This is a genomic window from Streptomyces sp. NBC_01471 (assembly GCF_041438865.1).
Lineage (GTDB): Bacteria > Actinomycetota > Actinomycetes > Streptomycetales > Streptomycetaceae > Streptomyces.
This window is the reverse complement of the sequence record NZ_CP109450.1, coordinates 2988540-3014302: the sequence shown is the minus strand read 5'-3', so window position 1 is coordinate 3014302 and position 25763 is coordinate 2988540. Positions and strand designations below refer to the sequence as shown.

30 protein-coding genes and 1 pseudogene are annotated in these 25763 nt (G+C 68.9%); 28 read left to right on the top strand and 3 right to left on the bottom strand.

Annotation, left to right across the window (positions count from 1 at the left end; translation table 11 throughout):
* Positions 1-2: 2 nt before the first annotated feature.
* The 20 genes from rplX to OG285_RS12900 all read left to right on the top strand — a co-directional run bounded on the left by rplX (position 3) and on the right by OG285_RS12900 (position 12475).
* Positions 3-326: a 50S ribosomal protein L24 gene (gene rplX / locus OG285_RS12995; protein WP_164264450.1), complete on the top strand. Its 324-nt coding sequence runs from the start codon at positions 3-5 to the stop codon at positions 324-326.
* Entirely contained in the window at positions 326-883 is a 558-nt protein-coding gene (rplE, locus tag OG285_RS12990) for a 50S ribosomal protein L5 (protein ID WP_164264451.1), read from the top strand. Before rplX ends, rplE begins: the two co-directional genes overlap by 1 nt.
* A gap of 2 nt (positions 884-885) precedes the next feature.
* Positions 886-1071: a type Z 30S ribosomal protein S14 gene (locus tag OG285_RS12985; protein WP_024491590.1), complete on the top strand. Its 186-nt coding sequence runs from the start codon at positions 886-888 to the stop codon at positions 1069-1071.
* A gap of 236 nt (positions 1072-1307) precedes the next feature.
* Positions 1308-1706 carry a 30S ribosomal protein S8 gene (gene rpsH, locus OG285_RS12980; protein WP_164264452.1) on the top strand — a complete coding sequence of 133 codons (399 nt, stop codon included), beginning with the start codon at positions 1308-1310 and terminating at the stop codon, positions 1704-1706.
* Between the two features lie 21 nt (positions 1707-1727).
* Positions 1728-2267 (top strand): 50S ribosomal protein L6, encoded by a 540-nt coding sequence (gene rplF, locus OG285_RS12975; RefSeq protein WP_164264453.1) that lies wholly within the window; start codon positions 1728-1730, stop codon positions 2265-2267.
* Between the two features lie 3 nt (positions 2268-2270).
* Positions 2271-2654, top strand: coding sequence for a 50S ribosomal protein L18 (gene rplR, locus OG285_RS12970; protein WP_164264454.1), 384 nt, complete (start codon positions 2271-2273; stop codon positions 2652-2654).
* Between the two features lie 46 nt (positions 2655-2700).
* A complete protein-coding gene (gene rpsE, locus OG285_RS12965; protein WP_164264455.1) occupies positions 2701-3303 on the top strand; it encodes a 30S ribosomal protein S5 in 603 nt (200 codons plus the stop codon).
* Complete coding sequence (rpmD, locus tag OG285_RS12960) at positions 3303-3485, top strand: 50S ribosomal protein L30 (protein ID WP_024491595.1); 183 nt, start codon at positions 3303-3305, stop codon at positions 3483-3485. Before rpsE ends, rpmD begins: the two co-directional genes overlap by 1 nt.
* A 1-nt stretch (position 3486) precedes the next feature.
* Positions 3487-3942, top strand: coding sequence for a 50S ribosomal protein L15 (gene rplO, locus OG285_RS12955; protein WP_164264456.1), 456 nt, complete (start codon positions 3487-3489; stop codon positions 3940-3942).
* 223 nt (positions 3943-4165) lie between these two features.
* Complete coding sequence (gene secY / locus OG285_RS12950; RefSeq protein WP_356828828.1) at positions 4166-5479, top strand: preprotein translocase subunit SecY; 1314 nt, start codon at positions 4166-4168, stop codon at positions 5477-5479.
* Entirely contained in the window at positions 5479-6135 is a 657-nt protein-coding gene (locus OG285_RS12945) for an adenylate kinase (protein ID WP_356828826.1), read from the top strand. The genes secY and OG285_RS12945 overlap by 1 nt, the downstream gene beginning before the upstream one ends.
* Positions 6136-6231: 96 nt before the next feature.
* Complete coding sequence (gene map, locus OG285_RS12940) at positions 6232-7077, top strand: type I methionyl aminopeptidase (RefSeq protein WP_356828824.1); 846 nt, start codon at positions 6232-6234, stop codon at positions 7075-7077.
* Positions 7078-7284: 207 nt separating this feature from the next.
* A complete protein-coding gene (infA, locus tag OG285_RS12935) occupies positions 7285-7506 on the top strand; it encodes a translation initiation factor IF-1 (protein ID WP_003956442.1) in 222 nt (73 codons plus the stop codon).
* A gap of 62 nt (positions 7507-7568) precedes the next feature.
* Complete coding sequence (gene rpmJ / locus OG285_RS12930) at positions 7569-7682, top strand: 50S ribosomal protein L36 (RefSeq protein WP_003956441.1); 114 nt, start codon at positions 7569-7571, stop codon at positions 7680-7682.
* A 192-nt stretch (positions 7683-7874) separates the two neighbouring features.
* On the top strand, positions 7875-8255 hold the full coding sequence (rpsM, locus tag OG285_RS12925) for a 30S ribosomal protein S13 (protein WP_164264459.1): 381 nt from the start codon (positions 7875-7877) through the stop codon (positions 8253-8255).
* A gap of 72 nt (positions 8256-8327) precedes the next feature.
* Positions 8328-8732, top strand: a complete 405-nt coding sequence (rpsK, locus tag OG285_RS12920) for a 30S ribosomal protein S11 (protein ID WP_125496499.1) — start codon at positions 8328-8330, stop codon at positions 8730-8732.
* 156 nt (positions 8733-8888) lie between these two features.
* A complete protein-coding gene (locus tag OG285_RS12915) occupies positions 8889-9911 on the top strand; it encodes a DNA-directed RNA polymerase subunit alpha (protein WP_164264460.1) in 1023 nt (340 codons plus the stop codon).
* A gap of 125 nt (positions 9912-10036) precedes the next feature.
* Positions 10037-10531: a 50S ribosomal protein L17 gene (gene rplQ / locus OG285_RS12910; RefSeq protein ID WP_356828821.1), complete on the top strand. Its 495-nt coding sequence runs from the start codon at positions 10037-10039 to the stop codon at positions 10529-10531.
* Between the two features lie 186 nt (positions 10532-10717).
* Entirely contained in the window at positions 10718-11569 is an 852-nt protein-coding gene (gene truA, locus OG285_RS12905; protein ID WP_356828819.1) for a tRNA pseudouridine(38-40) synthase TruA, read from the top strand.
* 96 nt (positions 11570-11665) lie between these two features.
* Positions 11666-12475, top strand: a complete 810-nt coding sequence (locus OG285_RS12900) for a polyprenol monophosphomannose synthase (RefSeq protein ID WP_356828817.1) — start codon at positions 11666-11668, stop codon at positions 12473-12475.
* A 67-nt stretch (positions 12476-12542) separates the two neighbouring features.
* On the opposite strand, the gene OG285_RS12895 is transcribed toward OG285_RS12900, so the two are convergent.
* A complete protein-coding gene (locus OG285_RS12895; RefSeq protein ID WP_356828815.1) occupies positions 12543-13463 on the bottom strand; it encodes a hypothetical protein in 921 nt (306 codons plus the stop codon).
* 96 nt (positions 13464-13559) lie between these two features.
* On the opposite strand from OG285_RS12895, the gene OG285_RS12890 reads away from it, so the two are divergent.
* From OG285_RS12890 to glmM, 4 genes are all read left to right on the top strand, one after another.
* Positions 13560-15179 carry an ABC-F family ATP-binding cassette domain-containing protein gene (locus OG285_RS12890; RefSeq protein WP_371791024.1) on the top strand — a complete coding sequence of 540 codons (1620 nt, stop codon included), beginning with the start codon at positions 13560-13562 and terminating at the stop codon, positions 15177-15179.
* Positions 15180-15472: 293 nt separating this feature from the next.
* Positions 15473-15916: a 50S ribosomal protein L13 gene (gene rplM / locus OG285_RS12885; RefSeq protein WP_250299329.1), complete on the top strand. Its 444-nt coding sequence runs from the start codon at positions 15473-15475 to the stop codon at positions 15914-15916.
* 44 nt (positions 15917-15960) lie between these two features.
* Positions 15961-16497, top strand: a complete 537-nt coding sequence (gene rpsI / locus OG285_RS12880) for a 30S ribosomal protein S9 (RefSeq protein WP_371535952.1) — start codon at positions 15961-15963, stop codon at positions 16495-16497.
* Positions 16498-16674: 177 nt separating this feature from the next.
* Positions 16675-18033 (top strand): phosphoglucosamine mutase, encoded by a 1359-nt coding sequence (gene glmM, locus OG285_RS12875; RefSeq protein ID WP_356828811.1) that lies wholly within the window; start codon positions 16675-16677, stop codon positions 18031-18033.
* A gap of 82 nt (positions 18034-18115) precedes the next feature.
* Here the strand turns inward: glmM and OG285_RS12870 are convergent.
* A pseudogene (locus OG285_RS12870) lies at positions 18116-19058 on the bottom strand (DUF389 domain-containing protein).
* 18 nt (positions 19059-19076) lie between these two features.
* Entirely contained in the window at positions 19077-20078 is a 1002-nt protein-coding gene (gene coaA / locus OG285_RS12865) for a type I pantothenate kinase (RefSeq protein ID WP_371791023.1), read from the bottom strand.
* Positions 20079-20268: 190 nt separating this feature from the next.
* Here coaA and glmS point away from each other — a divergent pair, with 190 nt between their 5' ends.
* From glmS to alr, 4 genes are all read left to right on the top strand, one after another.
* Positions 20269-22116, top strand: coding sequence for a glutamine--fructose-6-phosphate transaminase (isomerizing) (gene glmS / locus OG285_RS12860; RefSeq protein ID WP_371791022.1), 1848 nt, complete (start codon positions 20269-20271; stop codon positions 22114-22116).
* Positions 22117-22207: 91 nt separating this feature from the next.
* On the top strand, positions 22208-22576 hold the full coding sequence (locus tag OG285_RS12855) for a holo-ACP synthase (RefSeq protein WP_356828803.1): 369 nt from the start codon (positions 22208-22210) through the stop codon (positions 22574-22576).
* A gap of 144 nt (positions 22577-22720) precedes the next feature.
* On the top strand, positions 22721-24139 hold the full coding sequence (locus OG285_RS12850; protein WP_356828801.1) for an NAD(P)H-hydrate dehydratase: 1419 nt from the start codon (positions 22721-22723) through the stop codon (positions 24137-24139).
* Between the two features lie 444 nt (positions 24140-24583).
* Positions 24584-25750 carry an alanine racemase gene (alr, locus tag OG285_RS12845; protein ID WP_356829097.1) on the top strand — a complete coding sequence of 389 codons (1167 nt, stop codon included), beginning with the start codon at positions 24584-24586 and terminating at the stop codon, positions 25748-25750.
* Positions 25751-25763 lie beyond the last annotated feature (13 nt).

Sequence of the window (25763 nt, the reverse complement as noted above, 5' to 3'; positions counted from 1 at the left end):
GCATGAAGATCAAGAAGGGCGACCTGGTTCAGGTCATCACCGGTAAGGACCGCGGCAAGCAGGGCAAGGTCATCGTTGCCTACCCCACGCAGAACCGTGTCCTCGTCGAGGGTGTCAACCGGGTCAAGAAGCACACCAAGGCCGGCCAGACCGCTCGTGGTTCGCAGACCGGTGGCATCGTGACGACCGAAGCCCCTGTTCACGTCAGCAACGTTCAGCTGGTCGTGGAGAAGGACGGCAAGAAGGTCGTCACCCGCGTCGGCTACCGCTTTGACGACGAGGGCAACAAGATCCGCGTTGCCAAGCGGACCGGTGAGGACATCTGATGACTGCCACCACTGCGCCGCGTCTCAAGACGCGCTACCGCGAGGAAATCGCCGGCAAGCTGCGTGAGGAGTTCTCCTACGAGAACGTCATGCAGATCCCCGGTCTCGTCAAGATCGTGGTCAACATGGGTGTGGGCGACGCCGCCCGCGACTCCAAGCTGATCGACGGTGCCATCAAGGACCTCACCACGATCACCGGTCAGAAGCCGGCCGTCACCAAGGCCCGCAAGTCGATCGCGCAGTTCAAGCTGCGCGAGGGGCAGCCGATCGGCTGCCACGTCACCCTCCGCGGTGACCGGATGTGGGAGTTCCTGGACCGTACGCTGTCGCTCGCGCTTCCGCGTATCCGTGACTTCCGTGGCCTGTCGCCGAAGCAGTTCGACGGCCGTGGCAACTACACCTTCGGTCTCACGGAGCAGGTCATGTTCCACGAGATCGACCAGGACAAGATCGACCGGGTCCGGGGCATGGACATCACCGTGGTCACCACGGCGACCAATGACGACGAGGGTCGTGCCCTCCTTCGTCACCTCGGCTTCCCGTTCAAGGAGAACTGACCGTGGCGAAGAAGTCCCTGATCGCTAAGGCCGCCCGCAAGCCGAAGTTCGGCGTCCGCGGGTACACCCGCTGCCAGCGCTGCGGCCGGCCCCACTCCGTCTACCGCAAGTTCGGCCTGTGCCGTGTGTGCCTTCGTGAGATGGCCCACCGCGGCGAGCTGCCGGGCGTGACCAAGAGCTCCTGGTAATTCCCTTTCCGGGAATTATCCGAGGCTCTCGGTAAGCATCAGGTCGGCAGAAGCCCTCCTCCGTATGCCGTAGGCTTGCGGGGTTGGGCCTCTGCCGCCCGACCGCCCGCGGGCGAAGCCCGCTGACAAAACGCTTACTACGCCGTAGGTCCCCGCACCGCACCCGTCCCGCCACTGAGCGGGGAGAGGGATGGCGCATACAGGAAACCCCGGCGAGAGAGGCCGAAGGCCAATTCATGACCATGACTGATCCCATCGCAGACATGCTCACGCGTCTGCGTAACGCAAACTCGGCGTACCACGACTCCGTCGTGATGCCGCACAGCAAGATCAAGTCGCACATCGCGGAGATCCTCCAGCAGGAGGGATTCATCACCGGCTGGAAGACCGAGGACGCCGAGGTCGGCAAGAACCTCGTTCTCGAGCTGAAGTTCGGCCCGAACCGCGAGCGCTCGATCGCCGGCATCAAGCGGATCTCGAAGCCGGGTCTGCGTGTTTACGCGAAGTCCACCAATCTGCCGAAGGTTCTCGGCGGCCTGGGCGTGGCGATCATCTCCACGTCCCACGGTCTCCTGACCGGCCAGCAGGCCAGCAAGAAGGGCGTAGGTGGGGAAGTCCTCGCCTACGTCTGGTAGTCGGGAACGGAGGAAAAGCTCATGTCGCGAATCGGCAAGCTCCCCATCCAGGTTCCCGCCGGTGTGGACGTCACCATCGATGGCCGCACGGTCGCGGTGAAGGGCCCCAAGGGGTCCCTCTCGCACACCGTCGCGTCGCCGATCGAGGTCACCAAGGGCGAGGACGGCGTGCTCAACGTCGTCCGTCCTAACGACGAGCGTCAGAACAAGGCCCTTCACGGCCTGTCCCGCACGCTGGTGGCGAACATGATCACCGGCGTGACCACGGGATACACCAAGGCGCTCGAAATCAGCGGTGTCGGTTACCGCGTCCAGGCGAAGGGCTCCAACCTGGAGTTCGCCCTGGGTTACAGCCACCCGATCGTCGTTGAGGCCCCTGAGGGCATCACCTTCAAGGTCGAGTCGCCCACGAAGCTCAGCGTCGAGGGCATCGACAAGCAGAAGGTCGGCGAGGTCGCCGCTAACATCCGCAAGCTGCGGAAGCCCGACCCGTACAAGGCCAAGGGCGTCAAGTACGCCGGCGAGGTTATCCGCCGCAAGGTCGGAAAGGCGGGTAAGTAAGCCATGGCATACGGTGTAAAGATCGCCAAGGGTGACGCGTACAAGCGCGCTGCCATCAAGCGCCGCCACGTCCGTGTCCGCAAGCACGTCTCCGGCACGCCGGAGCGTCCGCGCCTGGTCGTGACGCGCTCCAACCGCAACATCGTTGCGCAGGTCATCGACGACATCGCGGGCCACACGCTCGCTTCGGCGTCGACCCTGGACACCTCGATCCGCGGTGGCGAGGGCGACAAGAGCGCCCAGGCCCAGCAGGTCGGCGCGCTCGTCGCCGAGCGCGCCAAGGCCGCGGGTGTCGAGGCTGTCGTGTTCGACCGTGGTGGCAACAGGTACGCCGGGCGCATTGCCGCTCTGGCTGACGCCGCCCGCGAAGCCGGGCTGAAGTTCTAAGCCCCGGTTCCGGGACTAACGGACGTAACAGAGAGAGGTAAATCCAATGGCTGGACCCCAGCGCCGCGGAAGCGGTGCCGGTGGCGGCGAGCGGCGGGACCGGAAGGGTCGCGACGGTGGCGCTGCCGCCGAGAAGACCGCTTACGTTGAGCGCGTAGTCGCGATCAACCGCGTTGCCAAGGTTGTCAAGGGTGGTCGTCGCTTCAGCTTCACCGCGCTCGTCGTGGTCGGAGACGGTGACGGCACCGTAGGTGTCGGATACGGCAAGGCCAAGGAAGTTCCCGCGGCCATCGCCAAGGGCGTCGAAGAGGCCAAGAAGAGCTTCTTCAAGGTCCCGCGTATCCAGGGCACCATCCCTCACCCGATCACGGGCGAGAAGGCTGCGGGCGTCGTTCTGCTCAAGCCTGCTTCCCCCGGTACCGGTGTTATCGCCGGTGGCCCGGTGCGCGCCGTTCTGGAGTGCGCCGGCGTCCACGACATCCTGTCGAAGTCGCTCGGCTCCGACAACGCGATCAACATCGTGCACGCGACCGTGGCGGCCCTCCAGGGCCTGCAGCGTCCCGAGGAGATCGCGGCTCGCCGCGGTCTGCCCCTCGAGGACGTCGCCCCCGCGGCTCTGCTCCGTGCGCGTGCGGGAGCGGGTGCGTAATGGCTCGCCTCAAGATCACGCAGACGAAGTCGTACATCGGCAGCAAGCAGAACCACCGCGACACCCTGCGTTCGCTCGGGCTCAAGCGCCTGCACGACGTGGTTGTCAAGGAGGACCGCCCCGAGTTCCGCGGAATGGCTAACACCGTCCGCCACCTCGTGACGGTTGAGGAGGTCGACTGACATGGCGGAGAACAACCCGCTGAAGGTCCACAACCTCCGGCCCGCCCCGGGCGCCAAGACCGCCAAGACCCGTGTGGGTCGTGGTGAGGCGTCCAAGGGTAAGACCGCCGGTCGTGGTACCAAGGGCACCAAGGCCCGTTACCAGGTTCCGGAGCGCTTCGAGGGCGGGCAGATGCCCCTCCACATGCGCCTCCCGAAGCTGAAGGGCTTCAAGAACCCGTTCCGCACCGAGTTCCAGGTTGTCAACCTGGACAAGCTCGGTGAGCTCTACCCGCAGGGTGGGGACGTCACGGTGGCCGACCTGGTCGCCAAGGGCGCGGTACGCAAGAACAGCCTCGTCAAGGTCCTGGGCCAGGGCGAGATCTCGGTGGCGCTGACGGTTTCGGTTGACGCCGTTTCCGGCTCCGCCAAGGAGAAGATTGCCGCCGCGGGCGGCACCGTCACCGAGCTCGTCTGAGACGACTCGATGACCTGAACACCCAACCGGGGATGCCTTTTTGAAAGGGCATCCCCGGTTGGTCGTTCCTAGGGGGGCAGAGTCGCCGGTATGGTGGCGCTGCACTGTCTGCGCTCGGCGTGGTGTATCCGCGCGGGGTTATTGACCGTTACACGTACCGTCCATCGTCGAATTCTCAAGACCGTCACCTCTACGCAGACGCGCGGGGGTCGCAGGAGGCACCGTGCTCACCGCGTTCGCCCGAGCGTTCAAGACGCCCGACCTGCGCAAGAAGCTGCTGTTCACACTCGCCATCATCGTGATCTACCGGCTCGGAACGCACATCCCGATCCCCGGGGTCAGCTACTCGAACGTCCAGCAGTGTCTTGACCAGACGAAGACCAACCAGGGTCTCTTCGGTCTGGTCAACATGTTCAGTGGTGGCGCACTGTTGCAGATCACCATCTTCGCGCTCGGCATCATGCCGTACATCACGGCGAGCATCATCCTGCAGCTGCTGACCGTGGTGATCCCGCGGCTCGAAGCGCTGAAGAAGGAAGGGCAGTCCGGTCAGGCGAAGGTCACGCAGTACACGCGTTATCTGACCGTGGCGCTCGCCGTCCTCCAGGGCACCGGTCTGGTGGCGACCGCCCGGACCGGCGCGCTGTTCGGCAGCTGCCCCGTGGCCAACCAGATCGTGCCCGACCAGTCGATCTTCACCACCGTGACCATGGTGATCTGCATGGTCGCCGGTACCTGCGTGGTCATGTGGCTCGGCGAGCTCGTCACCGACCGCGGCATCGGCAACGGCATGTCGATCCTGATGTTCGTCTCCATCGCGGCCGGCTTCCCCGGCGCCCTGTGGGCCGTCAAGCAGCAGGGCAAGCTGGCGGGCGGCTGGATCGAGTTCGGTGCGGTGATCCTGGTGGGCCTGGCCATGGTCGGCCTCGTCGTCTTCGTGGAGCAGGCCCAGCGCCGCATCCCGGTCCAGTACGCGAAGCGCATGATCGGCCGGAAGTCCTACGGGGGCACGTCGACGTACATCCCGCTCAAGGTGAACCAGGCCGGTGTGATCCCGGTCATCTTCGCTTCGTCGCTGCTCTACATCCCTGGCCTCATCGTGCAGTTCAGCGGTTCGACCGCCGGCTGGGCGACCTGGGTCAAGGACAACCTGGTCAAGGGTGACCACCCGGCTTACATCGTCACGTACTTCCTGTTGATCGTGTTCTTCGCCTTCTTCTATGTGGCGATCTCGTTCAACCCCGAGGAAGTCGCCGACAACATGAAGAAGTATGGTGGCTTCATCCCGGGCATCCGGGCTGGCCGACCGACCGCTGAGTACCTGAGCTACGTGCTCAACCGGATCACCTGGCCGGGGTCGCTGTATCTGGGTGTGATCGCTCTTGTCCCAACGATGGCGTTGGTGGGCTTCGGCGCGAACCAGAACTTCCCGTTCGGCGGGACGAGCATCCTCATCATCGTGGGTGTGGGTCTGGAGACCGTGAAGCAGATCGAGAGCCAGCTCCAGCAGCGTAATTACGAAGGGTTCCTCCGCTGATGCGTATCGTCCTCGTCGGACCGCCCGGGGCGGGCAAGGGAACGCAGGCCGCGTACCTTGCCAAGGACCTGGTGATCCCGCACATCTCCACGGGCGACCTCTTCCGTGCCAACATCAGTGAGGGCACGGAGCTGGGCAAGCAGGCCAAGGCGCTGATGGACGCCGGCGAGCTGGTCCCGGACGAGGTCACCATCGGGATGGCGCAGGAGCGGATGTCCCAGCCCGACGCCGAGGGTGGTTTCCTCCTCGACGGTTTCCCGCGCAATGTCACCCAGGCCCAGGCACTCGACGAGTGGCTGAGCGCCGAGGGACGGAAGCTGGACGCGGTGCTGGACCTCGAGGTCCCCGAGGACGAGGTCGTGAAGCGGATCGCCGGGCGGCGCATCTGCCGCAACGATTCGAGTCACGTGTTCCACGTCGAGTACAGCCGGCCGAAGCACGAGGGCGTCTGCGACGTCTGCGGCGGCGAGCTCTACCAGCGCGGTGACGACACCGAGGCGACGGTGCGCACCCGGCTGGAGGTCTACCACACGCAGACCGAGCCGATCATCGACCACTACAAGGCCCAGGGCCTGGTGTCGACGATCTCCGCGCTCGGCAAGGTCACCGAGGTGACCAAGAGGGCCATGGAGGCCCTGCAGGCCGACAAGGTCTGACGAGCAGTACGTGTACGCACGGCCGCGGTGTCCCCAGGGCGCCGCGGCCGTACTGTTGAGCAGACAGATCCGGTTCGATGCGGAAGGCACATTTCGATGGTGGAGATCAAGACTCCCGAGCAGATCGCGAAGATGCGTGAGGCGGGGCTTGTCGTCGCCGCGATCCACGCCGCGACCCGTGAGGCCGCGGTCCCCGGGGCCACCACGAACGACCTGGACCAGGTGGCCCGCAAGGTGCTCGCCGACCACAACGCGAAGCCGAACTTCCTGGGCTACGGCGGTTTCCCCGCCACGATCTGCACATCGGTGAACGAGGTCGTCGTCCACGGCATCCCGGACGAGAAGACCGTCCTCAAGGACGGCGACATCATCTCGATCGACTGCGGCGCGATCATCGACGGCTGGCACGGGGACGCGGCCTACACCGCGTTCGTCGGCACCGGGCACGCCCCCGAGCTGGTCGAGCTCTCCCGGGTGACCGAGGAGTCGATGTGGGCCGGGATCGCCGCGATGAAGAAGGGCGGCAGGCTCGCCGAGGTGTCGAAGGCGATCGAGGGCTACATCCGCCGCCAGCCCCGCCCGTCGTCCGGCAAGTACGGGATCATCGAGGACTACGGCGGCCACGGCATCGGCTCCGAGATGCACATGGACCCGCATCTGCTGAACTACGTCGACAAGCGCCGCCTCATCGGCCGGCACAACCCGAAGCTGGTCCCCGGTTTCTGCCTGGCGATCGAGCCGATGGTCTCGCTGGGCACGCCCCGCACCCAGGTGCTGGAGGACGACTGGACGGTCATCACGACCGACGGGTCCTGGTCCTCGCACTGGGAGCACTCGGTCGCGCTGACCGACGAGGGGCTGATCGTGCTGACGGCGCCGGACGGCGGCAAGGCGAAGCTGGCGGAGCTGGGTGTGACGGTCGCCCCTGACCCGCTGGGCTGAGTGCCGGGCCCAGGTGCCGGTCGGCCCGAGTGCGGCCGAGTGGCTTAAGGATCTTGACAGCAGGGCATCCTTGCCGGATTCGTCTTTATGGATGCCCTGACGTAGACTGACTCGTCGGCTCGCGTATACCCGTATGTCTTCATGCATGTCATGTCGACATGCGTGCTGTACGGAGTCGATCAAGGTAGCCGATTCGAAGGGCGAAGCGTGGCCAAGAAGCAAGGTGCCATCGAAATCGAGGGCACCGTGATCGAGTCCCTCCCGAACGCAATGTTCAAGGTGGAACTTCAGAACGGTCACAAGGTCCTAGCGCACATCAGCGGCAAGATGCGGATGCACTACATCCGTATCCTCCCGGATGACCGGGTCGTCGTGGAGCTGTCTCCGTACGACCTGACGCGTGGTCGGATCGTCTACCGCTACAAGTAGATCTTGCCCGCACCCCGTCTCACGGCGTGGTGGTGGCACCGACCCGGAGAACCTGACATCCCATGAAGGTCAAGCCGAGCGTCAAGAAGATCTGCGACAAGTGCAAGGTGATCCGCCGTCACGGTCGGGTCATGGTCATCTGCGACAACCTGCGCCACAAGCAGCGCCAGGGCTGACGCACGACCTGCACCTCGCAGTTCTTCGCGCGACGCACGTAAATACGTACATACGCAGGGCCCGCCCAGCTGACACAGCGGGCGACACCTCCGGCGGGGGCCGGGGACCCGGAAGAGTGCCTACGCAACGGTAGGCACTTTCGTCTGGGAGAGGCTCTGCGGAAGACCCCCGATATCAACAGGAGCCATTGAATGGCACGCGTTTCAGGTGTTGACATCCCGCGCGAAAAGCGCGTGGAGGTTGCCCTCACCTACGTCTTCGGCATCGGGCGCACCCGGTCCAAGGAGGCCCTGGCCGCCACCGGTGTTGACCCCAACACCCGCGTTCGTGACCTGGCCGAAGAGGACCTGGTCAAGATCCGCGAGTACGTGGACGCCAACCTCCGCACCGAGGGTGACCTCCGCCGCGAGATCCAGGCCGACATCCGCCGCAAGGTCGAGATCGGCTGCTACCAGGGTCTGCGTCACCGTCGTGGGCTTCCGGTCCACGGCCAGCGCACCAGCACGAACGCTCGTACCCGCAAGGGCCCGCGTCGCGCGATCGCCGGTAAGAAGAAGCCGGGCAAGAAGTAGTCCTCAGCTAGGGACGCTGTTCAGCGGTCTTCGCTGTAGGACCGATCACCTCCACTCCACCGGGAGTAAGACATGCCTCCTAAGGGCCGTCAGGGTGCTACCAAGAAGGTGCGCCGCAAGGAAAAGAAGAACGTCGCTCACGGGCATGCCCACATCAAGAGCACGTTCAACAACACGATCGTCTCGATCACGGACCCCTCGGGCAACGTGATCTCCTGGGCCTCCGCCGGCCACGTCGGCTTCAAGGGCTCGCGCAAGTCCACCCCCTTCGCCGCGCAGATGGCCGCCGAGTCGGCCGCCCGTCGCGCGCAGGAGCACGGCATGCGCAAGGTCGACGTCTTCGTCAAGGGTCCCGGCTCCGGCCGTGAGACCGCGATCCGCTCCCTCCAGGCCACCGGCCTCGAGGTCGGCTCGATCCAGGACGTCACCCCGACCCCGCACAACGGCTGCCGCCCCCCGAAGCGGCGTCGCGTCTGACGCTCCGGCGTCGGACTGTTCCACAGGGTTGCGCGGGCGGTACGGCCTCTTTCCGGCGTACCGCCCGTACCCTTGTAGGACTCGTACTCTTGTAGTACGCGTTTGTGAAAATTGGGGGCGTCAAATAGTGGGCGCCCACGACTGAAGGATCACCGCATGCTTATCGCTCAGCGTCCGTCGCTGACCGAAGAGGTCGTCGACGAGTACCGCTCGCGGTTCGTGATCGAGCCGCTGGAGCCCGGCTTCGGCTACACCCTCGGCAACTCGCTCCGCCGCACGCTTCTCTCCTCGATCCCCGGCGCCGCTGTCACCAGCATCCGCGTCGACGGTGTCCTGCACGAGTTCACCACCGTGCCGGGCGTCAAGGAGGACGTGACCGACCTCATCCTCAACATCAAGCAGCTGGTCGTCTCCTCGGAGCACGACGAGCCGGTCGTGATGTACCTGCGCAAGCAGGGTCCCGGCCTGGTCACCGCTGCTGACATCGCCCCGCCGGCCGGTGTCGAGGTGCACAACCCCGACCTGGTCCTCGCCACGCTGAACGGCAAGGGCAAGCTGGAGATGGAGCTGACCGTCGAGCGCGGTCGCGGCTACGTCTCCGCCGTGCAGAACAAGCAGCTGGGCCAGGAGATCGGCCGGATCCCGGTCGACTCCATCTACTCCCCGGTGCTCAAGGTCACGTACAAGGTCGAGGCGACCCGTGTCGAGCAGCGCACCGACTTCGACAAGCTGATCGTCGACGTCGAGACCAAGCAGGCCATGCGTCCCCGTGACGCCATGGCGTCGGCCGGTAAGACCCTGGTCGAGCTGTTCGGTCTGGCCCGTGAGCTCAACATCGACGCCGAGGGCATCGACATGGGCCCGTCGCCGACGGACGCCGCGCTCGCCGCCGATCTCGCCCTGCCGATCGAGGAGCTCGAGCTCACGGTCCGCTCGTACAACTGCCTCAAGCGCGAGGGCATCCACTCCGTGGGTGAGCTCGTGGCGCGGTCCGAGGCCGACCTGCTCGACATCCGCAACTTCGGTGCGAAGTCGATCGACGAGGTCAAGGCGAAGCTGGCCGGCATGGGCCTCGCGCTCAAGGACAGCCCGCCCGGATTCGACCCGACCGCCGCCGCCGACGCCTTCGGCGCCGACGACGACGCGGACGCCGGGTTCGTGGAGACCGAGCAGTACTGATACGCCTCCGGCCGGGGCCCCGGGATTCCCGGGGGCCCCGGCCGAGGATTTCCGGCGGGCACCTGCCCGTCGGTAGCTGACACCGGTACCTGATACGGCCGGTGCAGATCACAAGGAGAAACACCATGCCGAAGCCCGCCAAGGGTGCCCGTCTGGGCGGCAGCGCCGCGCACGAGCGTCTGCTCCTCGCGAACCTCGCGAAGTCGCTGTTCGAGCACGGCCGCATCACCACGACCGAGGCCAAGGCCCGCCGCCTGCGTCCGGTCGCGGAGCGTTTCATCACCAAGGCGAAGAACGGCGACATCCACAACCGTCGCCTCGTGCTGAAGTCGATCACGGACAAGGGCGTCGTCCACACGCTCTTCACCGAGATCGCCCCCCGGTACGAGAACCGCCCCGGTGGTTACACCCGCATCACCAAGATCGGCAACCGTCGTGGCGACAACGCCCCGATGGCGGTCATCGAGCTGGTCGAGGCGCTGACCGTGGCCCAGGAGGCCACCGGTGAGGCCGAGGCCGCGACCAAGCGTTCCGCCAAGGACGCTGCCCCGAAGACCGAGGCCCCGGCCGAGGTCGTCGAGGACGCCAAGCCGGTCGAGGCGGAGTCGAAGGACGCCTGAGCTTCTTTGAAGCCGGCGTTCTGAGGACAGTCTTCTGAAGACAGCTGAACGGGTTCGTATCTCCCCTCGGGGCGGTGCGGGCCCGTTCTTCTTGTGCGGTGCGGTGTGGATCGGTGCGGTGTGGATCGTGCGGTGCTGATCATGCGGTGTGGTGGGTGGAGTGCGTGAGGCTGAGAGGATGCGCTGGTGAGTGACGAGGTGGAGCCCGGTTCGGTACGGGTGCGGCTGGACCTTGCGTACGACGGAAGGGACTTCTCCGGCTGGGCGAAGCAGAACGAACGCCGCACGGTGCAGGGCGAGTTGGAGTCGGCCATCCGTACGGTGACCCGCTCGGCCACGACGTACGACCTGACCGTCGCCGGCCGTACCGACGCCGGGGTGCACGCCCGCGGCCAGGTCGCGCAGGTCGACCTCCCCCGTGCGGTGTGGGAGGAGCACCGGGAGATGCTGCTGCGGCGGCTGTCCGGGCGGCTGCCCCAGGACGTCCGGGTGTGGCGGGTGGCCGAGGCGCCGCCGGGGTTCAACGCCCGGTTCTCGGCGATCTGGCGCCGGTACGCCTACCGGGTGAGCGACCGGCCCGGCGGGGTCGATCCGCTGCTGCGCGGGCACGTCCTCTGGCACGACCGTGAGCTCGACCTCCCGGCGATGAACGCCGCTTCGCAGGCCCTCATCGGGGAGCACGACTTCGCCGCGTACTGCAAGAAGCGCGAGGGAGCGACCACGATCCGCACCCTCCAGCAGCTGATCTGGGAGCGCGGCACCGACGGGATCGTCACCGGGACCGTGCGGGCCGACGCCTTCTGCCACAACATGGTCCGCTCGCTGGTGGGCGCGCTGCTCTCGGTCGGCGACGGGCACCGGCCGGTGGAGTGGCCCGGGAAGGTGCTCGCCGTCGCGGTGCGCGACTCCTCGGTGCGCGTGGTGCGCCCCCATGGGCTGACGCTGGAGGAAGTGGGCTACCCGGCCGACGAGTTGCTCGCGGCCAGAAGCCGTGAGGCACGTAATATGCGGACGCTGCCGGGGGCCGGCTGCTGCTGAGGCTGCGCGGCCCCCGCTGAGGCCGCGCGGCCCCCGGACGGGGGCGGCTCCGCGGGCCCGCAGGCAAGCCGCACATCGCCGACGTACGGAGATCCCATGCCCCAGCCCTCCGCGACCGGGCAGATCCCCCAGGAGTGGGGCGTACTGCCGCTGACCGTGGTGATGCCGACGTACAACGAGGCCGCCAGTCTGCCGCGCACCGCCGGGGCCGTCATGGCGCTGGGGCTGCCCGGCCTCCAGCTGAAGGTCGTGGACGACGCCAGCCCCGACGGCACCGGCCGGCTGGCGGACGAGCTGGCCGACGGGTACAACGCGGCAGGGGCCGCCTCCGGGGCGCGGCCGCGGATGACCGTGCTGCACCGCACGGAGAAGGACGGTCTGGGGCGCGCCTATGCCGCCGGGATGCTGGCCGCGCTGGACGAGGGCGCCGAGTACGTCGTACAGATGGACGCCGACGGCAGTCACCCCGCGCACGTCGTGCCGCAGCTGCTGGGGACCGCGCTGGCCACCGACGCGGGCTTCGTCGTCGGGAGCCGGTACGTCGACGGCGGCTCACTGGACGAGGACTGGGGCCTGCACCGCAAGATGCTCTCGCGCTTCGCCAACCAGTACGCGCGCACCATCCTGGACACCCGGATCCGCGACATCACCGCGGGCTTCAACCTGTGGCGGGCGCGGACGCTGCGCGCGGTGGACCTGACGACGCTGGGCAGCGCCGGATACAGCTTCCAGGTGGAGCTGAAGTTCCTGGCCGTGCGCCACGGCTACAACGGTGTGGAGATCCCGATCCGCTTCGAGGAGCGCACCGAAGGGGTGTCGAAGATGGACCTGGCGACGCAGATCGAGTCCGCGCTGCTGCCCTTGCGGCTGCGGCTGCGCCACCGGGGCGGCAGCGGCGACCGCTGAGCCCCTTGCGGGATCCCTGCCGGACAGCGCCTGTCCGGCAGGGACAGAACGGGGCCTGGTGCCGGGCTCAGCGCGCCGGTGCGGCGGCCGCCGCCGACGCCTGGGCCTGGCCGCGCGCCACGATCCGGCGGAAGGTGAACTCCGCCACGTCGTCACCCGCCGTGAAGACATTCGCGTCGGACTGCGTGACGTTCTTGCCGCTGGTGAAGCCGCCGACCGTGAAGTAGGCGTAGCGGCCGTAGGCGTTGGCGGTCCTGCGGCAGACCGAGCCGTTACGGCAGAAGGTGGGGACACCCGAGTTGAGCGAGGCGATGCCGCCGGCCGACTGCTTCATCGCCTTCCGGGCCTGCGCCTCGGTGTCGAAGACGGCGACACCGATGGTGACCGCGATGCCGCCCTTGCTGAACGTCGCCCGGATGACCTGACCGCAGCCGTTGTTGACCAGCACCGAGCCGAGCGCACCCTGGGTGACGGACGAGCAGGCCGTGGTGCGGTGCGTGCCCGCCTTCGCGTACGTGTGGTCGCCGACCGCGATCGTCGCGCCGGGGAAGAGGGTGGCAGCGCTGAGCGGCGCCGTGTCCTTCTTCGAGCTGGAGATGAAGTCCTTGGGGTTGGGCGGCGGAGCCGGGGCCTTCGGTGTGAAGGAGGGCAGGGCCTCGCCGCTCTTGCTGGGCAGCGTCTCGGGGGAGGGGAGGTTCTTGCCGGACGTGTCCGATCCGTGGCCCGCCGCCACGACCACGGCAGCGACGAGCGCCCCCACCACGGCGGTCGCCAGGACCCCGCCGCCGATCAGCAGCAGCTTCTTTCGCCGGCCGCGCGCGGCGCTCTCGTCGGCCAGCGCCGCCCAGTCAGGTGTTCCGCCGGGTGTTCCGCCGCCGGGTACCTGGCCGCCCGGAGCCTGCCACCGGCCGCTCGCGTTGTTGTCGTGGTCGCTGTTCCGCTGTGGATCCCCCGGCCCCCAGGAGGGCCCCCCTTGCCCGAAGCTCATGGCGCGCATACTAATCGGGCTTCTTGCGGCCGGAGCCCCCAGGGGCGCCGGAATCCAGTTGTCCTCCAGGGGTGGCCGTGGGCGACAATCCGGTGCATGGGACATCTTGAAGCGGGTCATCTCGAGTACTACTTGCCGGACGGGCGGGTGCTGCTCGGTGATGCCTCGTTCCGGGTGGGCGACGGCGCGGTCGTGGCCCTGGTCGGTGCCAACGGCGCCGGCAAGACCACCCTGCTGCGGCTGATCGCTGGAGAGATCCAGCCGCACGGCGGGACGGTCTCGGTGAGCGGCGGGCTCGGGGTGATGCGGCAGTTCGTCGGCTCGGTCCGCGACGACCGTACGGTCCGTGACCTGCTCGTCTCCGTCGCCCAGCCGCGGATCCGCGAAGCGGCCCGGGCCGTGGACGCCGCCGAGCACCTGATCCTGACCGTGGACGACGAGGCCGCGCAGATGACGTATGCGCAGGCCCTGAGCGACTGGGCCGAGGTGCAGGGGTACGAGGCCGAGACCGTCTGGGACATGTGCACCATGGCCGCGCTCGGCGTCCCGTACGACAAGGCGCAGTTCCGCGAGGTGCGGACGCTCTCCGGCGGCGAGCAGAAGCGGCTGGTCCTTGAGGCGCTGCTGCGGGGGCCCGACGAGGTGCTGCTCCTCGACGAGCCGGACAACTATCTCGACGTGCCGGGCAAGCGCTGGCTGGAGGAACGGCTGAAGGAGACCCGTAAGACGGTGCTCTTCGTCTCCCACGACCGGGAACTGCTGTCGCGGGCCGCCGAGAAGATCGTCAGTGTGGAGCCCGGCCCGGCCGGCTCGGACGTCTGGGTGCACGGCGCCGGGTTCGACACGTACCACGCGGCCCGCAAGGAGCGCTTCGCGAGGTTCGAGGAGCTCAAGCGGCGCTGGGACGAGGAGCACGCCCGGCTGAAGGCGCTGGTGCTGAGGCTGCGGAACCAGGCCGCGAGCAGCCCCGACATGGCCTCGCGCTACCGGGCCATGCAGACCCGCTTCCAGAAGTTCGAGGAGGCCGGTCCGCCGCCGGAGCCGCCGCGCGAGCAGGAGATCAGTATGCGGCTGCGCGGTGGCCGTACCGGCGTACGGGCCGTGACCTGCGAGAACCTTGAACTGACCGGGCTGATGAAGCCCTTCTCGCTGGAGATCTTCTACGGCGAGCGGGTGGCGGTGCTCGGCTCCAACGGGTCGGGCAAGTCCCACTTCCTGCGCCTGCTGGCCGGCGGCGACGTCGCCCACACCGGACAGTGGAAGACCGGCGCCCGTGTCGTGCCCGGCCACTTCGCCCAGACCCACGCACACCCGGAGCTGCTGGGCCGCACGCTCGTCGACATCCTGTGGACGGAGCACGCGAAGGACCGGGGGGCCGCCATGGGCGTGCTGCGCCGGTACGAGATGGAGCGCCAGGGCGACCAGCTCTTCGACCGGCTCTCCGGCGGCCAGCAGGCCCGCTTCCAGATCCTGCTCCTGGAGCTGGCCGGCACCACGGCGCTGCTCCTGGACGAGCCGACGGACAACCTGGACCTGGAGTCGGCCGAGGCGCTCCAGGAGGGTCTTGAGGCGTACGAGGGAACGGTGGTCGCGGTCACCCACGACCGCTGGTTCGCGAAGTCCTTCGACCGTTATCTGGTCTTCGGCTCGGACGGCGTCGTACGCGAGACGGCGGAGCCGGTGTGGGACGAGCGGCGCGTGGAGCGGGTGCGGTAGGCGGGGCGGATGATGCGGTGGTTGTGGCGGGAGCAGCGGCCGTTCCGGTCGCTGTACCCCCGTCCGGGGCCGGCTGTTTTGACCCATCCGGGGCGGCGCGGGTAGTCTCGGGGCTTGTTATACGTATTGGCTTCGTCGTTCTCACGCGAAGGGCCCTTACGTAGGTTCCCTGGAGCAGTTACCAGTGGCTCGCATACGGGCAGCGTCCCCGGCTTTGTGAGCCCCAGCTGCACGATCGCTTCAGCGGTGCCATGTGTCTGGACCCCATCCACTGAAGAAGCGAAGGCTACGACGTGCGTACGTACAGCCCCAAGCCCGGCGATGTCACTCGCCAGTGGCACATCATCGACGCGCAGGACATCGTCCTGGGCCGTCTGGCGACGACCGCCGCCACCCTCCTGCGGGGCAAGCACAAGGCGATCTACGCCCCCCACATGGACATGGGCGACTTCGTCATCATCATCAACGCCGAGAAGGTTCACCTCTCCGGCAACAAGAAGACCCAGAAGATGGCGTACCGCCACTCCGGTTACCCGGGTGGCCTGCGTTCCGTCCGCTACGACGAGCTGCTTGAGAAGAGCCCCGAGAAGGCCATCGAGAAGGCCATCAAGGGCATGATTCCCAAGAACACCCTGGGCCGCCAGGTGCTCTCGAAGCTGAAGATCTACGCGGGAGACCAGCACCCGCACGCTGCCCAGCAGCCGGTCCCGTTCGAGATCACCCAGGTCGCGCAGTAGTTCCGGCCACCCCCTAAGACGTAAAGAAAGATCTGAGGAGAATCGTGGCCGAGACCACTGCAGAGACCCCCACCGACGACGTGGCGGGCACCGAGGGCGAAGAGACCTTCGCCGAGGTGACCACCTTCGAGTCCGAGGTTCCCGTCGAGGGCGAGTACACCAGCGAGTCGCTCGCGGGCCGTTTCGGCGACCCGCAGCCGGCCGCCGGCCTGGGCCGTCGCAAGAACGCCATCGCCCGCGTCCGGATCGTCCCGGGCACCGGCAAGTGGAAGATCAACGGTCGCACCCTTGAGGACTACTTCCCCAACAAGGTGCACCAGCAGGAAGTCAACGAGCCCTTCAAGGTGCTCGAGCTCGACAACCGCTACGACGTCATCGCCCGCATCTCGGGTGGCGGCGTGTCCGGTCAGGCCGGCGCCCTGCGCCTCGGTGTGGCCCGCTCGCTGAACGAGGCGGACGTGGACAACAACCGCGCCACGCTGAAGAAGGCCGGCTTCCTCTCCCGCGACGACCGTGCGGTCGAGCGCAAGAAGGCCGGTCTCAAGAAGGCCCGTAAGGCCCCGCAGTACAGCAAGCGCTAGTCACGGCTTGCAGGGCTGCACGCACGACCCTGTTTGTACGTTCGCCCCGGCGGCACCTTCTGTGCTGCCGGGGCGTTCGTTTATCAGGTCCTCCGGCGTATAACGGATCAAGACGTTCATAGCGCTCAGAGACCTGCGTATTCGGAATTTCTCGGAGCATCTTTCGGAGGACAGCAAGTGGGACGACTCTTCGGCACGGACGGTGTGCGCGGTGTCGCCAACGTGGACCTGACGGCGGAGCTCGCGCTCGGCCTCTCGGTCGCGGCGGCGCACGTACTCGCGGAAGCGGGCACGTTCGAGGGCCATCGGCCGAAAGCGGTGGTGGGACGCGATCCGCGTGCGTCCGGAGAGTTCCTGGAGGCCGCCGTCGTGGCCGGCCTCGCGAGCGCGGGCGTGGACGTCCTGCGCGTCGGTGTGCTGCCCACCCCGGCGGTGGCGTATCTCACCGGTGCGCTGGGTGCCGACTTCGGCGTGATGCTCTCCGCCAGCCACAACGCCATGCCTGACAACGGCATCAAGTTCTTCGCCCGCGGCGGCCACAAACTCGCCGACGAGCTGGAGGACCGCGTCGAGACGGTCTACGACCAGCACCGCACCGGCGCGCCGTGGGAGCGCCCGACGGGCGCGGGCGTGGGCCGGGTCCGTACGTACGACCAGGGCTTCGACCAGTACGTCGCCCATCTCATCGGCGTCCTGCCCAACCGCCTCGACGGCCTGAAGGTTGTCCTCGACGAGGCGCACGGCGCGGCGTCCCGCGTCTCGCCCGAGGCGTTCACCCGGGCCGGTGCCGAGGTCGTCACCCTGGGAGCCGAGCCCGACGGGCTGAACATCAACGACGGCTGTGGCTCGACCCACCTGGCGCTGATCAAGGCCGCCGTGGTCGAACACGGCGCCGACTTCGGCATCGCGCACGACGGCGACGCCGACCGCTGCCTCGCCGTGGACGCGTCCGGCGAGGAGGTCGACGGCGACCAGATCCTCGCCGTCCTGGCCCTCGCCATGCGCGAGGCGGGCACGCTGCGGGGGAACACCGTGGTGGGCACCGTGATGTCCAACCTCGGCTTCAAGATGGCCATGGAGCGCGAGGGCATCGAGCTGGTCCAGACGGCGGTCGGTGACCGCTACGTCCTGGAGTCCATGAAGGAGCACGGGTACGCGCTGGGCGGCGAGCAGTCCGGCCACGTCATCGTGCTGGACCACGCGACGACCGGCGACGGCACCCTCACCGGGCTGATGCTGGCCGCCCGGGTCGCGGCCACCGGCCGCACCCTGGCCGAGCTGGCGGGCGTGATGGTGCGGCTGCCGCAGGTCCTGGTCAACGTGCCGGACGTGGACAGATCGCGGGTCGCCACATCGGCCGAGCTGCGGTCGGCGGTGACCGAGGCCGAGCGTGAACTGGGCTCGACCGGCCGCGTGTTGCTGCGCCCCTCGGGCACGGAGCCGCTGGTGCGGGTCATGGTCGAGGCCGCGGACATCGACCAGGCGAAGACGGTGGCGGCCCGGCTGGCCGACGTGGTGAAGTCGGCGCTGGGGTAGAGACCGCCCGCCCGCGCAGTGGTTCGACCCACACCGCCCGCCCCCTCCATCCCGGAGGCAGGCGGGCGGTGTGCGTGCGGCGTCAGTTCTCCAGCTGCGCCCGACGGCGGCGTACCGACAGCAGTCCCTTCTGGACCAGCAGGGTCAGCGTGCCCGCGAGCACGATCCCGCCGAGGTTCGCCAGCAGCTGGCCGACCGAACCCCACGTCTGGCTGTAGTCGCCGTAGTTGAACGCCACCGCCGCGTTGGCGGCGGCCGGTACGGTCGTCACCGAGATGGCCACACCGATCAACGCACCGGATTTCGCCGAGGTGAGCGAGAGCGTTCCCGCGATGCCGGCGAGGAACGCCACCACGAAGGACACCCGGTCCGGCTGCCAGATGAAGGACGTGTTGGGGCGGTTCGCCTCGATCATCTGCACCGTGAAGAGCCCGAAGGCGTTCATCATCCAGGCGAACCCGGCCGTCAGCACCATCGCGATGGCGAACCCGCCGATCAGCGCCCACAGCGACCGCCCCACGAGGCGCGGAGCCCGCTGCACGAGCGCCGTCGAGATCCCCGCCAGCGGCCCGAAATCGGGCCCGACCGCCATCGCGCCCACGATGAGGATCGCGTTGTCGAGCATCACACCGCAGGCGGCCAGCATCGTCGCCACGGCCATGAAGGCCACATAGCTGACGCTGAACGTGGACTCCTCGTCGGTCGCCCGGGTCAGCTCCTCCCACAGCACCGCGTCCGAGCCCTCACCGGGCGCCTCGGCCTCTGCCTTGTCCGCGTGCGCGGAGAGTGTCAGGTCCGTGTTCTCGACCGTGATCGACCCCGTCCGGTCGATGCCGAGCCGGCGCAGCGCGCCGATCAGATCGTCGCCCGCCTCGCGCGCCACATCGCACATCACCACGTCGCCCCGCGGATTGCGGGCCCGCACCGGGCAGCACCACGAGATGCGTGGTGCCCACGGTGTGCCCCACGAGGTGCAGCACCTCCTCCGTACGGTCGGCGGGCACGATCAGGCGCAGATGCAGCACGCGGGTACTCCCGGAAGGTCAGAGTTTGCGCAGCGAGAGACGCTGGACCGTGTGGTCGGGGCCCTTGCGCACGACGAGGGTGGCACGGCTGCGCGTCGGCGCCACATTCTCCACCAGATTCGGCTTGTTGATGGTCCGCCACATGGTGCGCGCGTACTCCAGCGCCTCCTCCTCGGAGACCTGGGTGTACTTCCTGAAGTACGAGGACGGGTCCTGGAACGCGGTCTCGCGCAGCTTCCTGAACCGGTTGAGGTACCAGCTCTCGATGTCCTCGGCGCGCGCGTCCACGTACACGGAGAAGTCGAAGTAGTCGGCGAGACCGACCCGGGTGCGGCCGTCGCTGCCGGGGAGCGCGGGCTGCAGTACGTTCAGCCCCTCCACGATGAGGATGTCCGGGCGGCGTACGGTCAGCCGCTCGCCCGGCACGATGTCGTAGATCAGGTGCGAGTAGACCGGGGCGGTGACCTCGTCCCTGCCGGACTTCACGTCCGCGACGAACCGGGTGAGCGCGCGGCGGTCGTACGACTCGGGGAAGCCCTTGCGGCCCATGAGCCCGCGCCGCTTCAACTCCTCCATCGGGTACAGGAACCCGTCGGTGGTGACCAGCTCGACGCGCGGGTGCTCCGGCCAGCGGGCGAGCAGCGCCTGCAGGAGACGGGCGACGGTGGACTTGCCCACCGCGACGCTCCCGGCGACCCCTATGACGAAGGGGGTGCCGTGCTGGGTGCCGTGGCCGTTGCCCGCGTCGCCCAGGAAGGTGTTGAGCACCCCGCGCAGCCCGTCCGACGCCTGGACGTAGAGATTGAGCAGCCGGGACAGCGGGAGGTAGATGTCCCGTACCTCGTCGAGGTCTATGACGTCCCCGAGCCCGCGGAGCCGTTCGACCTCCTCGGCGGTGAGCGGCAGCGGCGTCTTCTCCCGCAGCGCGCTCCATTCGGTACGGGTGAGGTCGACGTAGGGAGTCGCCTCCGGCCTGGGCCGGTGGGCGCTCCGCGGCGGCGGGGAGACCGGAGAGATCACCTGTTCATTGTGGCGGCTGTGTTGCGCCGGTGGCGGGTGGGGTGCGTCACTCGGGGTGCGCCGATCGGGGGTTGTGCCCCTCGGGGGAAGGGGGGGGCGGGGCACTGTGGGCTGTGCCACTCGGGTTCGCGGTGTCCCGGACAGGCGGCCACTGCGGACCGTGCGGGCTGCTCCGCCGTAGGCTGCCGGGATGTGCGGAATCGTGGGGTACGTCGGCGGGCAGTCGGCGCTGGATGTTGTCATCGCGGGTCTCAAGCGGCTGGAGTACCGGGGCTACGACTCGGCCGGCGTGGCCGTGCTCGCCGATGGTGGGCTGGCGGCCGCGAAGAAGGCCGGGAAGCTCGCCAATCTGGAGAAGGAGCTGGTCGAGAGGCCCTTGCCGGCCGGGGCGACCGGGATCGGACACACCCGCTGGGCCACGCACGGGGCGCCCAACGACGAGAACGCGCACCCGCATCTGGACAACGCGGGCCGGGTGGCCGTCGTCCACAACGGGATCATCGAGAACTTCGCCGCCCTGCGCGGCGAACTGGCCGACCGCGGACACGACTTGGCGTCGGAGACCGACACGGAGGTCACGGCGCATCTGCTGGCCGAGGCGTACTCCTCGTGCGGGGACCTGGCGGAGGCGATGCGGCAGGTGTGCCGCAGGCTGGACGGGGCGTTCACGCTGGTCGCGGTGCATGCCGACGAGCCGGATGTGGTGGTCGGCGCGCGGCGGAACTCACCGCTGGTGGTGGGCGTTGGAGAGGGTGAGGCCTTCCTCGCGTCGGACGTGGCCGCGTTCATCGCCCATACGCGGTCCGCGATCGAGCTGGGGCAGGACCAGGTGGTGGAGCTCCGCCGGGACGGCGTGCTCGTCACCGACTTCGAGGGGGCACCGGCCGACGTCCGTTCGTACCACGTCGACTGGGACGCCTCGGCGGCGGAAAAGGGGGGTTATGACTACTTCATGCTCAAGGAGATCGCCGAGCAGCCGAAGGCTGTCGCCGACACCCTGCTGGGGCGTATCGATACCGGCGGGCTGCTGACGCTCGACGAGGTACGGATTCCCGCCTCGGTGCTGCGCGAGGTCAACAAGGTCGTCATCGTCGCCTGCGGGACGGCGTTCCACGCGGGGATGATCGCCAAGTACGCCATCGAGCACTGGACCCGGATTCCCTGCGAGACCGAGCTCGCCAGTGAGTTCCGCTACCGGGATCCGATCCTCGACCAGCAGACGCTGGTGATCGCCATCTCGCAGTCCGGCGAGACCATGGACACCCTGATGGCGCTGCGCCATGCCCGCGAGCAGGGCGCGAAGGCGCTGGCCATCTGCAACACCAACGGTTCGACCATTCCACGGGAATCGGACGCGGTGCTCTATACGCACGCCGGGCCCGAGGTGGCCGTCGCGTCGACCAAGGCCTTTCTGACGCAGTTGGTGGCCTGCTATCTGGTCGCGCTCTATCTGGGCCAGGTGCGCGGGACGAAGTGGGCGGACGAGATCCGGGTCGTCATCCGCGAACTGTCCGAGATCTCCTGCCAGGTCGAGCGGGTGCTGGAAACCATGGAACCGGTGAGGGAGTTGGCGCGGTCGCTGGCAGGCAAGGACACCGTGCTGTTCCTCGGCAGGCATGTCGGGTATCCGGTCGCGCTGGAAGGCGCGCTCAAGCTGAAGGAACTCGCCTATATGCACGCGGAGGGATTCGCGGCGGGCGAGCTGAAGCACGGACCCATCGCGCTGATCGAGGAGGACCTCCCGGTGGTCGTCGTCGTGCCCTCGCCGCGCGGGCGGTCGGTGCTGCACGGGAAGATGGTGTCGAACATCCAGGAGATCCGGGCGCGCGGTGCGCGGACCATCGTCATCGCGGAGGAGGGGGACGAGGCCGTCGTGCCGTACGCCGACCACCTGATCCGCATCCCGGCCACGCCCACACTGCTGCAGCCCCTGGTCGCCGCCGTCCCGCTCCAGGTCTTCGCCTGCGAACTGGCGACCGCGCGGGGCAACGAGGTCGACCAGCCGCGCAACCTCGCGAAGTCGGTGACGGTCGAGTGATTGCCGGAGTGGGGACGGGCCTGACAGGGCCCGGAGGTTTCTTGAGGCTCCGGACAGGGCCTGGCGGTCTCTCGGAGCCGGGGGTGGCCGGGTGATTGTCGGAGTCGGGATCGATGTCGCGGAGATCGAAAGGTTCGCCGCGGCGCTGGAACGTACCCCCGAGATGGCCCAACGGCTCTTCCTGCCGGACGAGTTGCTACTGCCGGGCGGTGAGCGGCGGGGTATCGCCTCGCTGGCAGCCCGGTTCGCGGCCAAGGAAGCGCTGGCCAAGGCGCTCGGCGCACCCGGTGGGCTGCGCTGGACGGACGCCGAGGTCTTCGTGGAGGACGGCGGCCGCCCCCGGCTGCGGGTGACCGGCACGGTGGCGGCCCGCGCAGCCGAACTGGGCGTGCAGTCGTGGCATGTCTCACTCAGCCATGACGCGGGGGTGGCCTCGGCCGTCGTGATCGCCGAGGGGTGAGGGGCGAGCGGTGAGGGCTTGGGGCTGAGGGTCCGGGGGTGAGGGTCCAGGGGTGAGGGTTCGCGGCTGAGCGGCCGGGTGAGGTCGGCGTGGCGTGGGCCGCAGGCGGTTGAGAGCGGTGGGGCGACAGTGGAGGGTTGAGGCATGCGTACTGCTTACAGCGTGGAGACCGTACGGACCGCCGAGCGCGAACTGATGGCGAGGCTGCCGGAGGGCGCCCTCATGCAGCGGGCCGCCGCCGGGCTCGCCGCGGCCTGCGCGGATCTGCTGGGGAAGGTGTACGGCGCGCGGGTCGTGCTGCTCATCGGGAGCGGGGACAACGGAGGAGACGCCCTGTACGCGGGCGCTCGGCTGGCGCGGCGCGGTGCGGGGGTGGCGGCGGTCCTGCTGGCACCCGACCGGGCCCATCAGGGCGGCCTGCGGGCGCTGCTCGCGGCCGGCGGGCGGGTCGATGACGTATCGGTGGTCGGCCGGGCCGACCTGGTGGTCGACGGGATCACCGGTATCGGCGGCCGGGGCGGACTGCGGCCCGATGCGGTGGCCGCGCTGTGGGCGGTGTCCGACACGGTGCCGGTGGTGGCCGTGGACCTGCCGAGCGGGGTGTCCGCCGATACGGGCGAGGTCGTCGGCGAGGCCGTACGGGCGGACGCGACCGTGACGTTCGGCGCGTACAAGCCGGCGCTGCTCATCGACCCGGCCGCCGAGTACGCGGGTGCCCTGCGGCTCGTGGACATCGGGCTCGATCTGCCCGTCGTACCGGACCTGGAGTCGCTCCAGTACGCGGACGTGGCGGAGCTGCTTCCGATGCCCTCGGCGGAGAGCGACAAGTACCGGCGCGGCGTCGTCGGCATCGTCGCCGGATCCGCCCGTTATCCGGGAGCGGCGGTGCTGGCCGTGGCGGGTGCGCTGCGGGGCGGGGCCGGGGCAGTGCGGTACGTCGGGCCTGCCGCCGACGCGGTGATCGCACGGTTCCCGGAGACGCTGGTGCACGCCGGGCCCCCGGCGAAGGCGGGACGTGTCCAGGCGTGGGTCGTGGGTCCCGGTCTCGGGGACGACACGTCGGCGGTCGACGACGTACTGGCATCCGATGTTCCGGTGCTGGTGGACGCGGACGGGCTGCGGCTGCTGGACGCGTCGGCCGTACGGGCCCGGTCGGCGCCCACCCTGCTCACCCCGCACGCGGGCGAGGCGGCCGCGCTGCTCGACGTGTCACGGGAGGAGGTCGAGGGGGCTCGGCTCGCGTCGGTACGCGCGCTGGCTTCGCGTTACGGAGCGACCGTCCTGCTCAAGGGCTCGACCACCCTCGTCGCGGCCCCTTCGGGCGACACGCCGGTCCGGGTGAACCCGACCGGCACCCCCTGGCTGGCCACGGCCGGCAGCGGCGACGTGCTCTCGGGCCTGGCGGGCTCACTGTTGGCGGCCGGACTCGAGGCCCGGGACGCGGGCTCCGTCGCGGCCTATCTGCACGGCCTGGCGGCCCGTCGGGCTTCCGGCGGGGCCGCTGTGGTCGCCCAGGACGTGGCGGACGGGATCGCGGGGGCCTGGCGGGATGTCTGCGGGTGACCTGGCGGGATGTCCGAGGGTGACCCACGGGGGGCGTCTGCGGTGACTCGGCGGACGTCCGGTGACCTGGCGGACGTCTGCGGTGACCTGGCGGACGTCTACGGGTGAGGGAGCCGGGCTGTTCGTCCCGTCCCGTCCCGGCAGCTGTTCAGCCCTGGGCCCGGGGCTGGGGGGTGAGGCCTGTGTCCGAGGCGGGGGAGGAGCGGCAGTTCTGTGGGGAAGCGGCAGTTCTGTGAGGGAGTGGGAGTCCGCGCTCTGAGAGACTGGAGCGCGACTGGGGCGCGATGACGGGGACAGACAGATGACTGAGGCACGTAGATGACCGGTACGCGTAGTAACCGGGGCACAGAGGCGGCCGGCACAGAGGCGGCCGGCACGGAGGCGGCCGGCACGGAGGCGGCCGCGGTGGGTGGCGGCCGGGGCACGGGGATCACCGGGGCACCCATGCGAGCGCGCGCCGAGATCGATCTCGGCGCGCTGCGCGCCAATGTGCGGGCGCTGCGCGCCCGTGCGCCCCGTGCGCAGCTCATGGCAGTGGTCAAGGCGGACGCGTATGGCCACGGCATGCTCCCCTGCGCCCGGGCCGCACTCGCGGCCGGAGCCGACTGGCTCGGTACCGCGACCCCGCAAGAGGCTCTGGCGCTGCGCGCCGCGGGCATCCGGGCCCGGCTGCTCTGCTGGCTGTGGACGCCCGGCGGGCCGTGGCGGGAGGCCATCGAGGCCGACATCGACGTGTCCGTGGGCGGTATGTGGGCGCTCGACGAGGTACTGGACGCGGCGCGGGCCGGTGGCCGTACAGCCCGTATCCAGCTCAAGGCCGACACCGGTCTCGGGCGGGGCGGATGCCAGCCCGCCGACTGGCCCGAACTCGTCGGCGCCGCAGTCGCCGCCGAGGCCGAGGGCCTGGCCGACGTCACGGGGATCTGGTCGCACTTCGCATGCGCCGACGAGCCGGGCCATCCGTCCATCGCCGCACAGCAGGCCCGCTTCGACGAGGCCATCGCGTACGCGGAGAAGGCGGGGCTCAGCCCGGAGGTCCGGCACATCGCCAACTCGCCGGCCGTGCTGACGCTGCCCGAGGCGCAGTACGACCTGATCCGTCCGGGCGTCGCGCTCTACGGTATCTCGCCCGTACCGCAGCTCGGCAGCGCCGCCGACTTCGGCCTGCGCCCGGTCATGACACTCAGCGCCCGCCTGGGCCTGGTCAAACACGTACCGGCGGGGCACGGCGTCAGCTATGGCCACCACTACGTCACCCCGACCGAGACCACGCTCGGCCTGGTCCCCCTCGGGTACGCGGACGGGGTCCCGAGGCACGCTTCGGGTAAGGGCCCTGTGCTGGTCGGCGGCCGATTGCGGCGGGTCGCGGGCCGGGTCGCCATGGACCAGTTCGTCGTGGACCTGGAGGGGGACGAACTCCTTCCGGGGGCGGAGGCGGTTCTGTTCGGGCCGGGTGACCGGGGCGAACCGACCGCGGAGGACTGGGCCGGGGCCGCGGACACGATCGCGTACGAGATCGTCACCCGCATCGGGCCGCGCGTGGACCGTGTGTATGTGAATGAGGAACCGGACGATCAGCAACCGGACGATCAGCAGTCGGACGACCGGTAGCTGGACGGACCGG

Coding starts and splice junctions, on each gene's coding strand:
- rplX (WP_164264450.1), top strand. CDS start 3: ATGAAGATCAAGAAGGGCGACCTGGTTCAGGTCATCACCGGTAAGGAC.
- rplE (WP_164264451.1), top strand. CDS start 326: ATGACTGCCACCACTGCGCCGCGTCTCAAGACGCGCTACCGCGAGGAA.
- rpsH (WP_164264452.1), top strand. CDS start 1,308: ATGACCATGACTGATCCCATCGCAGACATGCTCACGCGTCTGCGTAAC.
- rplF (WP_164264453.1), top strand. CDS start 1,728: ATGTCGCGAATCGGCAAGCTCCCCATCCAGGTTCCCGCCGGTGTGGAC.
- rplR (WP_164264454.1), top strand. CDS start 2,271: ATGGCATACGGTGTAAAGATCGCCAAGGGTGACGCGTACAAGCGCGCT.
- rpsE (WP_164264455.1), top strand. CDS start 2,701: ATGGCTGGACCCCAGCGCCGCGGAAGCGGTGCCGGTGGCGGCGAGCGG.
- rpmD (WP_024491595.1), top strand. CDS start 3,303: ATGGCTCGCCTCAAGATCACGCAGACGAAGTCGTACATCGGCAGCAAG.
- rplO (WP_164264456.1), top strand. CDS start 3,487: ATGGCGGAGAACAACCCGCTGAAGGTCCACAACCTCCGGCCCGCCCCG.
- OG285_RS12945 (WP_356828826.1), top strand. CDS start 5,479: ATGCGTATCGTCCTCGTCGGACCGCCCGGGGCGGGCAAGGGAACGCAG.
- map (WP_356828824.1), top strand. CDS start 6,232: ATGGTGGAGATCAAGACTCCCGAGCAGATCGCGAAGATGCGTGAGGCG.
- rpmJ (WP_003956441.1), top strand. CDS start 7,569: ATGAAGGTCAAGCCGAGCGTCAAGAAGATCTGCGACAAGTGCAAGGTG.
- rpsM (WP_164264459.1), top strand. CDS start 7,875: ATGGCACGCGTTTCAGGTGTTGACATCCCGCGCGAAAAGCGCGTGGAG.
- rpsK (WP_125496499.1), top strand. CDS start 8,328: ATGCCTCCTAAGGGCCGTCAGGGTGCTACCAAGAAGGTGCGCCGCAAG.
- OG285_RS12915 (WP_164264460.1), top strand. CDS start 8,889: ATGCTTATCGCTCAGCGTCCGTCGCTGACCGAAGAGGTCGTCGACGAG.
- rplQ (WP_356828821.1), top strand. CDS start 10,037: ATGCCGAAGCCCGCCAAGGGTGCCCGTCTGGGCGGCAGCGCCGCGCAC.
- OG285_RS12900 (WP_356828817.1), top strand. CDS start 11,666: ATGCCCCAGCCCTCCGCGACCGGGCAGATCCCCCAGGAGTGGGGCGTA.
- OG285_RS12895 (WP_356828815.1), bottom strand. CDS start 13,463: ATGAGCTTCGGGCAAGGGGGGCCCTCCTGGGGGCCGGGGGATCCACAG.
- OG285_RS12890 (WP_371791024.1), top strand. CDS start 13,560: ATGGGACATCTTGAAGCGGGTCATCTCGAGTACTACTTGCCGGACGGG.
- glmS (WP_371791022.1), top strand. CDS start 20,269: ATGTGCGGAATCGTGGGGTACGTCGGCGGGCAGTCGGCGCTGGATGTT.
- OG285_RS12850 (WP_356828801.1), top strand. CDS start 22,721: ATGCGTACTGCTTACAGCGTGGAGACCGTACGGACCGCCGAGCGCGAA.
- alr (WP_356829097.1), top strand. CDS start 24,584: ATGCGAGCGCGCGCCGAGATCGATCTCGGCGCGCTGCGCGCCAATGTG.